Origin of the sequence: Cupriavidus sp. H39 (genome assembly GCF_050271075.1) — a bacterium.
In the GTDB taxonomy this organism is placed as follows: domain Bacteria; phylum Pseudomonadota; class Gammaproteobacteria; order Burkholderiales; family Burkholderiaceae; genus Cupriavidus; species Cupriavidus necator_B.
Map to the genome: position 1 here is coordinate 1,757,203 of NZ_CP189846.1, position 15,369 is coordinate 1,772,571.

General features: G+C 60.4%; 9 protein-coding genes and 1 pseudogene. 6 read left to right on the forward strand and 4 right to left on the reverse strand.

All coding sequences use genetic code 11. The features are described from left to right. Positions 1–1,002 carry an NADP-dependent oxidoreductase gene (locus ACOCMH_RS08345; protein ID WP_427306457.1) on the forward strand — a complete coding sequence of 334 codons (1,002 nt, stop codon included), beginning with the start codon at positions 1–3 and terminating at the stop codon, positions 1,000–1,002. 187 nt (positions 1,003–1,189) lie between these two features. Here ACOCMH_RS08345 and ACOCMH_RS08350 read toward each other — a convergent pair whose 3' ends face one another. Next, positions 1,190–3,949: a UPF0182 family protein gene (locus ACOCMH_RS08350; protein WP_427306458.1), complete on the reverse strand. Its 2,760-nt coding sequence runs from the start codon at positions 3,947–3,949 to the stop codon at positions 1,190–1,192. A gap of 1,215 nt (positions 3,950–5,164) precedes the next feature. Here ACOCMH_RS08350 and ACOCMH_RS08355 point away from each other — a divergent pair. Continuing rightward, positions 5,165–5,410 (forward strand): hypothetical protein, encoded by a 246-nt coding sequence (locus ACOCMH_RS08355; protein ID WP_427306459.1) that lies wholly within the window; start codon positions 5,165–5,167, stop codon positions 5,408–5,410. Between the two features lie 403 nt (positions 5,411–5,813). Here ACOCMH_RS08355 and prpR read toward each other — a convergent pair whose 3' ends face one another. Then, positions 5,814–7,736 carry a propionate catabolism operon regulatory protein PrpR gene (gene prpR / locus ACOCMH_RS08360; protein WP_427306460.1) on the reverse strand — a complete coding sequence of 641 codons (1,923 nt, stop codon included), beginning with the start codon at positions 7,734–7,736 and terminating at the stop codon, positions 5,814–5,816. A gap of 230 nt (positions 7,737–7,966) precedes the next feature. Between prpR and ACOCMH_RS08365 the strand changes: the two genes are divergently transcribed. The 3 genes and pseudogenes from ACOCMH_RS08365 to ACOCMH_RS08375 all read left to right on the forward strand — a co-directional run. Further along, the gene (locus ACOCMH_RS08365) at positions 7,967–8,944 is read left to right on the forward strand and encodes a Bug family tripartite tricarboxylate transporter substrate binding protein (protein WP_427306461.1); all 978 of its coding nucleotides are present in this window, start codon (positions 7,967–7,969) and stop codon (positions 8,942–8,944) included. A 50-nt stretch (positions 8,945–8,994) separates the two neighbouring features. After that, positions 8,995–9,987: a quinone oxidoreductase family protein gene (locus tag ACOCMH_RS08370; protein ID WP_427306462.1), complete on the forward strand. Its 993-nt coding sequence runs from the start codon at positions 8,995–8,997 to the stop codon at positions 9,985–9,987. A 549-nt stretch (positions 9,988–10,536) separates the two neighbouring features. Further along, positions 10,537–10,755: pseudogene (locus ACOCMH_RS08375) on the forward strand (ISKra4-like element ISBte1 family transposase); the annotation flags it as partial. Between the two features lie 63 nt (positions 10,756–10,818). Here ACOCMH_RS08375 and ACOCMH_RS08380 read toward each other — a convergent pair. Then, the gene (locus ACOCMH_RS08380; protein WP_427306463.1) at positions 10,819–11,982 is read right to left on the reverse strand and encodes a porin; all 1,164 of its coding nucleotides are present in this window, start codon (positions 11,980–11,982) and stop codon (positions 10,819–10,821) included. A 934-nt stretch (positions 11,983–12,916) separates the two neighbouring features. Between ACOCMH_RS08380 and ACOCMH_RS08385 the strand changes: the two genes are divergently transcribed. Continuing rightward, on the forward strand, positions 12,917–13,120 hold the full coding sequence (locus ACOCMH_RS08385) for a cold-shock protein (protein ID WP_115666647.1): 204 nt from the start codon (positions 12,917–12,919) through the stop codon (positions 13,118–13,120). A 110-nt stretch (positions 13,121–13,230) separates the two neighbouring features. Here the strand turns inward: ACOCMH_RS08385 and rpoD are convergent, their stop codons facing one another. Then, on the reverse strand, positions 13,231–15,261 hold the full coding sequence (gene rpoD, locus ACOCMH_RS08390) for an RNA polymerase sigma factor RpoD (protein WP_427306465.1): 2,031 nt from the start codon (positions 15,259–15,261) through the stop codon (positions 13,231–13,233). Between the last annotated feature and the right edge of the window lie 108 nt (positions 15,262–15,369).

Below are 15,369 nucleotides of genomic sequence, written 5' to 3' on the forward strand. Positions count from 1 at the left end.
ATGAAAGCACTCACATTCAAACGCTATGGCAGGTCGCCTGAGATCGAGTTTGCCGACGTTCCGCGCCCAACGTTAAAGGCTGATGAACTGCTGGTGCAGGTCCACGCTGCGGGATTGAACCCAATCGACAACATGATTCCGGCGGGCACGTTCAAGCCCATCCTGAAGTTCGAATTACCGGCCACGCTAGGCAGCGATCTTGCAGGCGTGGTGGTTGAGGTCGGCAGTCGCGTGACGCGCTTCAAGCCGGGCGATGCCGTTTTTGCCAGCCTCTTCGATCTTGGCAGAGGCTCGATCGCCGAATTCGCAGCGGTGCCGGAAAGCGTTGCCGCACCGAAGCCGGCCAAGCTCGACTTTGTGCAGGCCGCCTCCGTTCCGATGGTTGGCCTCACCTCGTGGCAAGCATTGAAGGAGCGCGCCAATGTTCGAGCTGGCCAGAAGGTGTTCATCCCTGCGGGGTCGGGCGGTATCGGCACGTTCGCGATCCAGCTAGCAAAGTACCTTGGTGCCAAGGTAGGAACGACCACCAGCACGGGCAATGTCCCACTGGTCACCGCGCTGGGCGCAGACGAGGTGGTTGATTACAAGAAGGAAGACTTCGAGACAGTGCTGCGCGGCTACGACGTGGTGCTCGGTACGCTGCGGGGCGAGGCGATCGAGAAAGCCGTCGGCATTCTCAATCCAGGGAGCAAGATTGTCTCGCTCATCGGTCCGTTGGACGCCGCCTTCGCCCGCGCACGACGCCTGAATTTCTTTTTAACGTTCGTGTTCGGCTTGATGAGCCGAAAAATCATGCGCCTTGCAATAAAGCAGGACGTCACTTACTCGTTTCTATTCGTGCGCCCCGACGGCGCCCAACTCGCCGAAATTGGTGGACTCCTCGAGTCGGAACACGTTCGTCCGGTGATCGACAAGGTTTTTCCATTCGAGCAAGCGAAGGAAGCGCTTGAATACCTGGCCCAGGGACGCGCGAAGGGCAAGGTCGTCGTGAGGATCCAGTGAACTGCCAAACAATTAAGTGTGCAGGAGCCTGCCCTAGGGATTGAAGAGGCGGGCGACTAGGTTAAGGCTCATAGAGAACCGCAGGATGGCTGGTGAGGGGGCAGAGCCGACGCCAGAACGTCTGAGCGAAAGCGCCAGCGATTGGCGCTTGATGGCCGCTAAGGGACTTTGGCCCGCCAGGAGAAAGTCACCTTCGATCCTCGGGGCGCGCGGCACCAATCTCTTCGAGCAGCGATTTGAGTGCATCAAGTTCTGAGCCGAAGCCGCTCCAGTCTCCTGCCTTCAGGTGCTCAATGGCGCGGCCATAATGTGCGAGAGCGTCTAGGGCGCGCGCGTCCGTTGAACCACCGGCAGGTGAAGCCGTGGGACCGGCCTCCTTGAAGAGCGCCGCGATGGTTTCGTCCAACGTATTCTCCATCACCACACGATCACCATAGGCACCGATGACCCGTTTCAGTTCGGGCAACTGGCCGGACGCCGCGCGCAGGTAGAGCGGCGACAAATACAGGATCGAGTTCCCGATCGGCACCACCAGAAGGTGGCCGCGGATGACGCGGGAACCCATTTGGTTCCACAGCGAGATCTGTTGCGAGATCTCGGTATTCTGCTGGATGCGCGCCTCGATCTGGAAGGGACCGTAGACCAGTTTTTCCTTGGGGAAAGCGTAGACGACAAGCTTGCCATACTCAGGCGGATCGCAACGTGCCGCTAGCCAGGCGATCATGTTGTCGCGTTGACTGGGCACCATTGGCAACATAAGGATGAACTCGGCCTGTGGTTCACCGGGGAGCTGCATGATCATGTAGTAAGGCGCCATGAGCGACATTGGCGCGCCGGGGGCGTTTCCGCTGTCGATACCGGCCAATGCCCGCGGGAACTGCCAAAGATCTTCGCGGTTGTAGAACACTTCGGGCGCGTCCATATGGTAGGCGCCGTAGAGTTTCGCCTGGATCCGGAACAGGTCCTCGGGATAGCGGATATGCTGCTGCAGGTCCGCCGGCATGGCTGCCAGAGGCTTGAACATACCGGGGAAGATGCGCTGGTACGTTCGCAGGATCGGGTCGACTGGGTCACTGGCATAGAGATCGACGGTGCCGTCATACGCATCGATCACCGCCTTGACTGCATTGCGGATGTAGTTGGAATCGGCGCCGAAACCTGGCTGGGCGTAGGGGAACCAGCGACTGGTGGTATAGGCATCCTGCATCCAGTAAAGTCGCCCGCCGCTCGCGACGATATATGGATCCTGGTCCAGACTCAGAAATGGGGCGATTGTGTGCACCCGGTCCTGGATGTTGCGGTGGATCAGGATCCGGCTTTTGTCCGTGACGTATCCGGTAAGCAGGATGTTGGGATCACCGAACTGCCAGGCGAAGAGGGTGCGCTCCGCAATGCTGCCGATGGCAATGCCGTCGCGCCCCTTGTAGACCGTGTAGGTATTATTTTTTCCGGTCGGGTAGTCGAATTCCGGCACATTGCCGTTCACGACGACATAGTCGTGACGGCCTTCACCGAAGTAGATGCGCGGTTCCTGGATGAGCGGGCCGCCACTGGCGACCGGTGGAATATCGCGCAGATAGAGGGAAGGCAGGCCTTCCGTCGATTTCTCGTTGACCGGCGACATCACGATGCCGCTGCCATGGGTGAACAGCAGGTGCAGGTTCACCCAGGTCCTGGCATTCGCCGGAAGCTTCGCTTGCTCCAGTTCACGGGCGGACAGCATCACCTGTCGGTAGCCGATATCAAGCCGGTAGCGGTCGATGTCCAACGAGAGGAATTTGTAGTAGGTCCTGATCTCCTGCAACTGTGCATAGGTATCCAGCAGCGGCCCCACATCCCACAGGCGGACATTGTCGATGGTCGCGCGATTGGACTGGATCGAGCCGAGATTCAGCCCCTGCTCGACCGGGAATGGCTTGACCGTGATTTGCTCAAGGCCATAGGCCCTCCGGGTGAGTGCGATATTTTGCGCGATATAAGGGGCTTCCAGTTCCAGCTCGCTTGGCTTGACATAGAATCGCTGGAACAGCGCCGGGTAGATCGTGGCAAGCAGAAATGAGCCGCCAAACACCAGGAGGGCCGCGACGGCGGGGACTCGATAGTCGCGCAGGCGTACATTGGCGAACGATCCGAAGGCTGCAGCAATGGCAAGTCCAATAAGCAGCCAAAGGACCGGCAGCTCGACGTGTATGTCGGTATAGCTTGCGCCAACCACGACGCCGTTATCGCCGTAAAGCAGAAGATAGCGATCGAGCCAATAGGACCAGGCCTTCAGCACGAAGAACAGGCCAAGAAGTACAGAGCCATGAGCCGCAGCGGCGGGAGAGAGCCGCGGGGTCAGCGGCGCGAGCGCGATGTCGCCGCGCACCCCATAGATCACGCCTGAAATGGCCGTACTGCAGAGCAGCAGTAGTTGCAGCCAGTTCTTCAGCGCAATATAGGCGGGCAAAGAGAAGAGATAGAAGCCGATGTCCTTGCCGAAGATCGGGTCCGGCTCGCCGAAAGGCACTTGATGCAGGAAGCGAAGGGCCATGTCCCACTGGGGGATTTTGCTCCCTGCGATGACCAGTCCGAGGAGCAGAGCGGCCCCGGCAATGCTGGCTCCCCAGGGAATGCGCGCCATGAGGTCGCCGGGCTCGCCAATGAATTGTGGCCTTCCGGAAAGAAAGCCGTGCGAGGCCAGGGCATGAGAGCTCCCTGCAAACTGATGCGCCAGCCACCCTGCCAACCATATGGTGCCTGCCGAGATCGCAAACACGGCAATAAACAGCAGCGCCTGAGCGGAAAGGACGACCCGGAAAACGCTGGCGTAGCCGATCGAGGAAAACCACAGCCATTCGACAAGGATGTCTGCCAAGAGCCCGAAGATAATCAGGCCGACGAAGACGACTCCAGCCGCGATTGCATAGTGTCCAAGACGCATGCCGGAGCTCACTGCCGACACCATCGCTCCCCCTGGCTGCTACGTTTGGCCACCTGCCGACGATCCTACATGCATGGCTGTCGGACAGGCGTGTGCTGATCTCATCAGCAATTCTAGACCGGAGATCCCCGGAAGGCGTATGCAACGAAGGGGCGAATGCCAACCGCTGTGAGGGAGTCGGAGAGAGTGCTACACATCAGCGTAAATCAACTTGCCCCGCGAGTGGCTGTTAAGGTACTTTAAAGGGGTGGTGGCCCCCGCGGGCGGTGCGACTCCATTGTCATGGCCGTGTGACGGCACACGGCCACGAGCGGTGTCCGGACCGACTCCGGCGGTCGCGCTCGCATGCGTTAGGTCCATCCAATCTTTAGACATAATTGCGCTTCTGTCATCAGCCGGAGCGCGCTCACCGTCGACCAAGCTGTCGCGAATTTCCCTGCGCCCGCCAGGCGAGGCTGCTCGTGCTGGCCGCTTCTTACCGACCCGTTGTCGACGTGCGGCCACTCGGACGATTTCGTAGTGGACCTCTTTGATCTGAATGCAGGGGAAGGGAAGGTCCTGGCGGCAGTGGCCGAACACCGTGCATCCTTGAAGAATCCACCGAAGTCTTCTTCGGAGTATTTGACCACCCTTTCGGCGCAAAGCCTGACGCAAACGGTGTTGATCCTAACGCCGTACAGTCTGGCAATCTGAGTAGCCAGTCGGCGAGGGTTTTCACCCCCGGAAAGTCTGTCACGGCACATTCGACATAGCGCCCGTACAGCGAAAAAATTGCCCGCACACTGGGGTGTGTTTGGTCGCGGGGGAGAGGGCAGAGGTCTGCCTTCATCACCGGCACCTCAGTCGGCTTTCGACGCGCAGGCGCTAGGAACTGGAGCGAGGTCGAAATGGGCCGCGGCATACATGGCATTGCACGCCCAAACCTCTTCCCCGTTCTTATGAAAGGTGACCCATTTTCCGTCGCTGACGCAGTGGGCGCCAGGGAACACTTCGTCATGGCCGTTTGGACCGTCCAGTGGGAAGGGTGCGTGCGGCGTGGCCCAGTAGTGGCCGCGCGGTAGGGGCGCGATCGTCTTTGGCATGCTCATCAAGCCCAGTGTGGTGTTACGGAAGGCGCCGTCCGGCCTCGCTACGGCGAAAGCAGGGCGGTGTCAATCCTGCAACAGGCGTAGCACAGTCGCGTAGCATCTTCGTGTAGTCTCGCCACCAAATTACCTCCTGCTATCCGGTGCGATTTCCATGGCACGATACCTTCAATTTGTGGCCCAGGCCTTCTGCGTCGGCGCCATCATCGTGATCGTCGCCATTGTCTCCCGCCAAGTATATCTGCGCAGTGCCGCAGAGACAGCCGTAGCCGATGCGGATGAGGAACCTCCGACAATGATGTTGATCCGCTGCGAGACGATGCACGATCGTCTGCAGGATGAGCACAGTTCGTCTGTGGAGGCCGACACGCGACCGCGGGCGCGTTGTTGGGAGTCCTGAATTCGGCGAATGTCGATGCATGCCGGGTGTGTAGAGGACTTTCAACCCCAAGTCGTCCAACCGGCCACCACAGCCGGTCAGACAGCGCCAGGAGTTACTGCGCTGCGCGCCATGCCTGGCGCATAAAGAAGAAAAGCCCGCTGCGAGCGCGGGCTGGAATCCCTTCGGTGGTAGGGAGGAGACGAGAGTGGGTATAAACCCTAATAAAAATTCTTGCAGAGCCTGGCGGGGCCGTCGGGTGGTGTCATTTCCATAATTTCATGATGATGAAACCAGGGAAATGGGCGATGCTAGCAAACGGTGCGGCCGCCTAGCGGCCGTTTGGTCAACGGTGTCTGATTACTCGCTGATCGCCATAGCGGCCGCGTGGCCCCGCTGCACAGAGCAAATTGTTGAGCAATCGCTAATTTTTGAGGAGGCGCCAGAGGGTGGAGCGACCAATACCCAAGCGTTTTGCGGCCTCGGTACGGTTTCCTCCACACTCCTTGAGAATCTCCTTCACATTGGCGATGGTCATGCCAGAGAGCGTGGTGTCGGGCGGCCCAGGCATAGGGGCCAGTGAATCGTAGTGGTCCGGATCACGGTCGAGAAGCGCGTCCAGTTGTCTTGCTGGAACTGCCGTGCCGGCTTCGAGACAAGCCATGGCAACACGCTCGGCGAAGTTCTCAAGCTCGCGAACATTACCTGGCCAGTCATGTTGTCTGGCGACGATCAGGGCGGCAGGCAGAACAGCGTCAAGCAAGTCTGCGAGCTGCACCCGTCGCATCGCCGCACTTACCAGCGCCGTTGCGAGAGCGTCGCGGTCCTCGGGGCGCTCGCACAGTGGTGGCACCTGGACGCGCAGAACGCTAAGGCGATAGAAGAGATCTTTCCGAAAGGCGCCTTCGCGCACGCGCTCCCACAGGTCTTGATGCGTGGCGGCAACGATGCGGACATTGACCTGCAGGGTGTCGGTACCGCCAACTCGCGTTACTTCTCGCTCCTGCAAGACGCGTAGCAGCCGCGTTTGCAATAGCGACGGCATCTCCGCCACCTCGTCGAGGAAGACCGTTCCTTCATTGGCGGCTTCGAATAAGCCCGCTTTACCGTTGCGCCGCGCGCCGGTGAATGCGCCTTCTTCATAGCCAAAGAGTTCCGTCTCCAGCAGCGTCTCAGGCAATGCGCCGCAATTGACCGCCAGGAACGGGTGCCGCCGTCGGCGGCTGGCGTTATGCAGGCCTTGGGCAAGCAGTTCCTTGCCGACGCCGGTTGGCCCCGTGATCAGGACGGTAGCATCGCTGCGCTCGGCCGCAACTCGGCAACGGGTAATGGTGGCGGCCATGGCTGGCGAGGCGCCTACGATGTCCTCAAGCTTGTATCTGGCCGTTTGCGAGTGCGTGTACCGATGCGTTCGGAGCCTGTTAAAGGCCCTCTCGACGCGTGTCGGCTGGCGAAGTGTCAGTACCGCGCCAACACGCACATTCCCTTCGTACAGCGGCGCTCGATCGATAATTACCGTACGTCCGTCAATCTCCTCAACGGCGCCGCTGTCATGCTCGCCATCTGACAGGGCGCGTCCTGGACGCAAGGCAGGGAATGGTAGCGAGAGCGTTTCCCCGGTAGAGGAGATGAGGGGACTGCCAACTAATTTCTCCGCTGCGGGATTGGCCGCGATCAGCCTGCCGGCGGCATCCAGCGCGACAACGCCATCGTCAAGGTGGTAAAGGACGCTGTTCAGCAGCGCATACCGCGAGCGCTCGACCGCTTTCGCGTTCGCCAGGGCGATAGCGTCTTCCAGCGCAAGTCGCACCGAGTCGACGGAATAGAGGAACACGCCTGCCATACCCGCTGCGGCTGCCGCCTGCATGACAACGCCCGCACCCACGACCACGCGCGTGTCCAGGCGCCGCAACTCGTCAATCACGTTGCGGACGTCCGGGGCAGACTCGTACGACCGAAAAGCAATTGGCAAAGCGAACACTTCCGCAAACTTCGCCATGTCATCACCCGCATCGCGGTGGAGCACCACGGCAATGCGTTCGGAGATTGCCCTGGCCCGGACGATAGCGGCCATCACGTCATGGCCGCCCACGCGTACGGAGACCACCGGAATCGACAAGTGGCTACGCAGGAATTCAGCATTTGCGCCGGCTGAAACCACGACGTCGCACGGCCCCGATTCGTGCCGACGCTGAATCTCGGCGAGCGCCTCATCAAAATGCGCGTCGACCACGCTCACTTGCGCGCGCGCGTGAAGCGTCGCACCCACGTCGCGGATGTGCTCCGCGAGCTGGTAGGCGCTGACGCCAATGATCACGGGCCGGCGTGGCTTTGTGGGTTCTTCCATGAGGAGCGGCAGGGTGGCGAAACGGGTCGAGTAAGTTTAGCGTTTCATCTAGTCGTTTCAAAGTAAAACGGTAGCGTTTCAATGTGACTCAATTCGTTTGTCTGCGGTCGGCCATGGTGGCATTAATTTTTCTTTACAGATCAGATGGTTACATGGAGGTTTAGCTTTGCTTCGGCGTTTGGCATGGCCATTGCGCTCATGGGTCACCTACGACCATACGCAGGAAACCTATGAATCGCAGAGACTTCAACCGCATCGCCTTAACCTTGCTCGGCGCCTCCCCGCTAACGGTGGCGCGCGCCGCCGAACGCTATCCCGCGAAGCCAATTTCCCTTGTCGTCGCCTACAGCGCCGGCGGAAGCGCCGACTTGCGGGCACGCCAAGTGGGCCGCTTCATGAGCACTGCCTTGGCACAACCGGTCGTCGTCGAAAACCGGCCCGGCGGCGCGGGAAACATCGGTACGCAATACGTGGCCCGGGCGAGGCCCGATGGCTACGTACTTGGCATCGGAAACCTTGGCCCATTGAGCACCAATCCTTCGCTGTTTGCGAACCTCTCGTTCGATCCAGCTAGGGACCTGACAATGATCGCGCTGATTGAGCGGGGCCCGCTGCTGCTGCTGGTCAGGCAGGATTCACCATACAGAACGGTGGCCGACTTGATACGGTCCGCCAAGGCTAGTCCCACAGGCCTGACTTATGGTTCCAGCGGAGCGGGCGGCGCGCATCATCTTTCCGGGGAATTGCTGAAGTCCATGACTGGCATCAACTTGGTACATGTCCCTTACAAGGGCGGCGCCGGCGCCATGGTCGACCTACTGGGTGGCCGCCTTGATTTCCTGTTTGAGCCGATGTACTCGGCGCTGCCGGCAACACGTATGGGCAAGGTGCGCTCTCTGGCGATTACCAGCAAGGGGCGTTCGCCATTGCTCCCGGGCGTTCCAGCCATGAATGAGGCTGGCGTCCCCGGATTTCAGGTGGAGAACTGGCAGGGGCTTGTCGGCCCCGCTGGCCTGCCGACGTCCATCGTCCAGGTTCTCAACATGACCGTCAATCAAGCGCTCGAGGACCGAGAGATTCGAGCCCTCCTGTTATCCCAGGGCAATGAGCCAGGCGGGGGGACGCCAGAGGCATTTGCAGCTTACGTCAAGGCAGAAAGAAGCCGCTGGCAACAATTGATCCGCTCCAGCGGAATCGAACCGAGCTGACTTACTGGACATCGCTTGTCTTTACACACAACCAAAATTCCGAGAACGAAATGAAAGCTATCATGATCGAGAGCTATGGCGGCCCCGAAGTCTTGCAGCGCCGGGAAGTACCAGCACCGAAGCCCGGCCCCTGCGACATCGTCGTAAAAGTCGCCTTCGCCGGCATCAACTTCATGGATGTACATACGCGTCAGGGCAAATATGCGATGTCGACGACCTACCCAGTGCGGCTACCATGCACCTTGGGCATGGAGGGAGCGGGCGAGGTGGTCCATGTAGGTAGCGAAGTCAGCCGCTTCGTGCCCGGCGACCGGGTGGCATGGTGCATCGCATGGGGCAGCTATGCCGAGTACGCCCGGGTGCCGGCGGGGCTCGCGGTCCGGCTCCCCGACGACATCGCCTACGATCAGGCGGCGGCCAGTCTCTTCCAGGGCAGCACCGCCCACTATCTGCTTAACGAGGTGGCCAGGCTGCATGCCGGGCAGGCGTGCCTGGTGCACGCCGCCTCCGGCAACATCGGGCAATTGCTCGTACAGATGGCCAAGGCCGCCGGCGTTACTGTTTTTGCGACGGGCAGTTCGCCGGAAAAGTGTGCCGTGGCGCGTCGCCTCGGCGCCGATCACGCCATGCTCTATGACCATGGCCGATTCGCCGACGCAATACGCGAGGCCACGCAGGGTCGCGGTGTTGATGTGGTATTCGACTCGGTGGGGAAAGCGACACTGCGCGACAGCTTCCGCGCCACACGCAAGCGCGGGCTGGTGATCAACTACGGCAACGTTTCTGGATCGGTGGACGACCTGGACCCCATGGAGCTGGGGGAGAGCGGCTCTTTGTTCCTGACCCGTCCTCGATTGGCAGACCACATGTCAGATCCTGAGACGGTACAGCGACGCGCGGATGACATCTTCGCGGCGCTCGCCTCAAAGCAAATCCATATTCCTGTCGCGAACCGCTATGGCTTTGACGATGTGGAGCAGGCACATGCGATGATCGAGCAACGGCAGCAAATCGGCAAGTCCGTATTATCGATTGCTGTTTAGGGCGGCACCGAATATTGTCGGCCGGCAACCTCTGTTGCATCCAACACGGGGGGGCTGAGTTGAGACGGGGCCCGCGAGATGTCGGCCTGGCGATGCGCGTATCATGCCGGGCAATGGCGTTCTTCTACTTTAAATGGGGATTGTCCCTTCCATTCGATCATCTACATGCACGCGGCGGATAGGACAGCCGCTTAACTTCTCCGGCACGCCGGTATGACGCAAAATCGAGGGCGAACTCTGAGCCCGTATCGCAGCCGAGTGGCCTGTTGATGATGGAGTGGAGCGAGATCGGGTTCGTCGGGGACTATCGGTCATGGTCGAATAGCTGACAGTGGCTTTTAGATTCTTCCCAAGACTTCTTCCGGACCCATATGGGACATCCGACGGTGTCGACGGATCTTCATCGTGAAGTTGGATTTCGACGCCCATCCCCGAAGCCGTCAATTGCCTTGCAGCCAACACGTGCCGCTCACGTCTGACCATCCATGAACCTATCGCACCGCAAGCCACGATAGTTACGATTCCGGCTGGGGACCACCGGTCAGGCACATGAACTACGGTGACCGCTCTCGCCACGGCGCGCCCTTTGCATCGGACTTCGTCGAGACGGTCGTCAACCCGGTGGTCAGCAAGCGTTTCGTCAAACAGCAGCAGCTGGCCTGACGTCCGCGGCACGCGCGCAGCCTGCTACAAATCCGGACGACCATGCTCAATGAACAGTTCCGATCGCACGTTGAGCGATGGTGTCCCTCAATCGCCGGAGCAGAACCGCGTCGCCCCGCTAAGGCAGCCCCGAATTGGCGCGGTCTCCTCGCCGGTTCCCAAGCGCATTCAGAACTTGTGCCGGACGCCTAAAGCGACGCCGAACATGTTGCTCTGTCCGTTGCCGGGGACATAGCTGTTACCTAGCGACAGGCTGTTGGCAAAGAAGGTCGCCAGCGATTCGAGCATCAACCCGGCGTTCTTGGCATAGGCTGTGGTCAGGTAGATATCGGTGCGTTTGGACAGCGAGTAGTCGGCCACGAAGGAGATCTGCCACGGGTTGGCCACGCTCGTGTTGCCGTAAAGGTTCTTGAGGTCGTCGTAGTTGTACTCGAGCGTGAGCGCGAGCGCCGGTGTGACCTGGTAGTTGGCCCCGACCCAGTAGAAATCATCGCGCTGGATCAGGACATCGGCCGCGTTCTTGTTCTGGCCCCAGCGGTAGCCTCCCATGATCTTGGCGGGGCCGATCGCATAGCTGGCGCCCACCACGGCCTTCTTGATGGTGCCGGTGCCGGTGCCGATGGTGGGATTCCACTGGTCATAGCCGGCCGTCGCGGCGAACGGGCCGAACGTGTAAGCCAGTGCCCCGCCATAGGCGGTGTCGCGTCGAAACTGCCCCGGGACTTCGCCATTCCCGCCGATTGGGATGGGGAACCCTACCGAGGCGGGCAGGGCCACCCCGGCGCCGAAGGACCAGTGCGCGAGGGCCGTCAGCCCCCCGAACTTCCCGGTGTACTTGATGGTGTTGTCCTCGCGGTAGTTGGGGCCGGACTGCATGACGACCGGCTCATACTGCGTGGCATAGCCGGTTGGAGAGAAGTTGGCCAGGGCCTCGAACATCGAGGTGTACTGCCGGCCCAGGCTGACTTGGCCGAAGCGGTCGCTCTGGACGCCCACGAATGCCTGGCGGCCGAACAGGCGGCCGCTTTGCTGCGACAGGCCGTTGTCGAGGCCGAAGCCGCTTTCCAGCACGAAGAGAGCCTTGATGCCGCCGCCCAGGTCTTCGTTGCCACGCAGGCCCCAGCGCGAGCCGGAAAGTCCGCCGGAAGTCAGTCGGTAGACATCGTTGCCCGGTCCTGGGTTGAATCCGTTGGCGGCCGTCGGCACGACGCCCGCGTGGTTGACGTATTCCACGTTGGCGTCGACGACGCCGTACAGCGCGACGCTTGACTGCGCAAGGGTTGCCAGCGGCCATCCCAGCAGAGTCGCAAGGGCCATCCTTTTCAGTGACATGCTGTTCTCCTCTTTTTCTCATTTTCTTGCCTTGGGTGGTCCAGCCACAACTTCACTCTTTGCTTGTCTGACCTTAGAGCATGCTGGCGGGCAGTCTGTTTGAGCTTAGGAGCGCAGTCCGTACCTCGCCAGCAACCGATGACCGGCAACGGCGGGAAACGCACAGCAGTGTCGGCTAATTACGACAGTCGCCGGCCAAGCGCCATCAAAAGGCGGGGCTGCCACTGCCTTCGAACTCCCCTATGCGCGAACAACCCCGAGCGCGGCAATCAGTTCGGTCGGTTAGGCGCTTTGATAGCTTCTGTCTCGTGACAAGCGACAGCGACTTCACCGGGCTGAAGAACCGAATCCGGGAAGAGGGCTGGTCATGCTTGGAATTGGGAAGCAGAAATCGACGGATTCGGTCCGGATGCATGCAACGATCGCGCTCACGGAACTGCTGCGGCCTGCTCTGAATCCGTGCCTAAGGGATTAGCTTCGATTTCGGTGGCGGCCGGGCGTTCAAGGTGCTCCAGAAAGAAGCGAAGTCGGCCGTCAAAGTAAGTTGGGCCTACTGTTGGAGATGCTACACCCTTGGCATCAAATGCTAGTACCACGAAACTCGTGCAGGTACCGCATTGCGGTTCATGCAGTTCCCAGCAGTTCCAACCGACCGGCCCGCCGGCGCCAAGCAGCTCTTTGTGCAGCGATGGATAACGGGTCGAAATAGCACGCTCGTAGCCATTGGCCAATTGCCAAGCACGGTAAAGGCTGGGACATCGGCCAAATTGTGCCGATGTCCTGCTGGCGAGGTTCCCACCGGCGTCACAGCTCGCCCGAGCCGCTCGAAAAACTGGATTGTCGGCAATGGCTCACCTGTGATACAAGATAGCCGCACGTCCGGCGCGGGCCGGCGACGTCATCTACATCTGGTCTTTCTTGGAACATTCAGAACATGGCAACAGGTACGGTCAAGTGGTTTAACGATGCGAAGGGTTTTGGGTTCATCACGCCGGATGACGGCGGCGATGACCTGTTCGCCCACTTCTCCGAGGTTCAGGGAAGCGGCTTCAAATCGCTTCAGGAGGGGCAGAAGGTCAGTTTTGAAGTCAAGCAGGGTCCCAAGGGGAAGCAGGCAGCGAGCATCAAACCGCTGTAAGTTCTCTGCGCTGCGAACGCGTCCTGCCAGGACGGTGATCAGGCCGATGCGTGATCGCTGCAGCTGTGGGGCAGGACGTCGAAAGAGGGCGCGCCTCCCTCCGCCTTTGCTCAACGCTCGAGAAAAGGCCTCAACTTGTCAGCGCGACTGGGATGCATCAGTTTGCGCATCGCCTTGCTCTCAATCTGACGGATCCGCTCGCGGGTCACGTCGAACTGCTTGCTGACCTCTTCAAGCGTGCGGTCAGAGGTCGTATTGAGCCCGAATCGCATCCGCAGGACCTTGGCCTCGCGCGGCGATAACCCGTCGAGTGCCTCATCGATCGCGGCGGGCATGTTAGCGTGAATCGCCGCCTCAGCCGGTGAACTCGCAGAGACATCCTCGATCATGTCGCCGAGCGTCGCGTCGGCGTCTTCGCCCACGGGGGTCTCGAGCGAGACGGGTTGCCTCGCGCTTCTGAGGATACTGCGCACTTTTTCCTCGGACATCTCCATGCGCTCGGCGAGGACGGAGGGATGCGCTTCCTGTCCCGTCTGTTGCAGGAATTCGCGCGAAATCCGATTCAGCTTGTTGATCATCTCAATCATGTGGACCGGCACACGAATGGTCCGCGCCTGATCGGCAAGCGCACGCGTGACAGCCTGGCGGACCCACCAAGTCGCGTACGTCGAAAACTTCCAGCCGCGCCGGTATTCGAACTTGTCCACCGCCTTCATCAGGCCGATATTGCCTTCCTGGATGAGATCCAGGAACTGCATGCCGCGGTTCACGTATTTCTTGGCAATTGAAATGACAAGACGAAGATTCGCTTCAATCAGCTCTCGCTTGGCCTGCCGCATTTTCAATTCCGCGGCATTCATCTGGCGGTGGATCCGCTTGAGTTGCTGGAGCGGAAGAGAGACCCTGGCCTGGATGTCGATGAGTTTCTGCTGGCCGGCCTGAATGGCCGGCAGATGTCGCTCGAGCGCCGCGCCAAACTGCCGCGAAGTCGCCGCCATGTGGCCGCTCCATTCAAGGTCGGTCTCGTGACCCGGGAACGACTCGACAAACGCCTCGCGTGGCATGCCGCAACGGTCGACAGCGATCTCAAGGATGCTGCGCTCGATCGCACGAACTTCGGCAACCTGTTCGTTCACACTGGCACACAGACGGTCGATAGTCTTGGCCGTAAAGCGGATCGGCGCCAGTTCGCACTGGATCTTCGAGCGCAGTTGGGCCACGGCTGCGGAACGGGCTTTCCCGGTAACGGGTGCGTCCGGCAACTGCTCGAACAGTGCCCGCACGCGCGCGAAAATTGCAAGACTGTCGATCGTGAGTTGCTCGAGGCGGACTGCGTTCGCTTTCTCCGAATCCGCAGCGTCCGTTTCAGCGCCATCACCATCCGGGTCGTCGTCGGAAGCGTCTGCTTCCACTTGAACTTCATCGGACGCTAGCGTTATTTCGCTTTGTTTCCCGTCATCGCTGATGCCATCGACCAGTTCGTCGATACGCAGTTCGCCGGCAACGATGCGGTCCACATCGGCAAGCATCGTGGACACGACTGACGGACACGCGGCGATCGCCTGAATCATGTCCTGCAAGCCGTCTTCAATGCGTTTTGCGATCTCGATCTCGCCAGCGCGAGTCAGCAGTTCACTGGCGCCCATTTCGCGCATGTACAGCCGGACCGGATCCGTCGTGCGGCCGAATTCGGAATCGACGGTCGACAGTGCAGCTTCCGCTTCCTCGTCCGCCTGAACGTCGGATACCGCGGCAGGCGCGGCGTCGCTTAACAGGAGTGTGTCCGTGTCCGGCACCTGCTCGCATACGGTCACCCCCATGTCGCTGAACATGCTGACGATTGTCTCCATCGCAGCAGTTTGCGTAAAGTTATCAGGCAGGTGATCGTTGATGTCCGCGTGGGTGAGATAGCCGCGCTCGCGGCCAAGCGCGATCAGCGTGCGCATCTGGCTTTGGCGCTCCTCGTCCTGGCGCGCCATAGCCGCGATGTCCAGCGGTGTTGCGACAGCCTGGATCTTTCCTTTTGGAGAGCGACGGCCGGTCTTCGATGTGACCGCGATCGTGCGGGATGCTGAATCGTCGCGAACTGGATTAACCAATACACTCTCCTCGACAGGTTGGCCGACGATCATCGCGGACATGACGGCTGATCACGCCTGTCGAGGTGCGAACGAAATCGTGGAATGGCGCACGGAGCAATCGAGGCGGCGGAATGCCTCTAGCGGAATCCGGTGTGCGCAGAAGGTGGG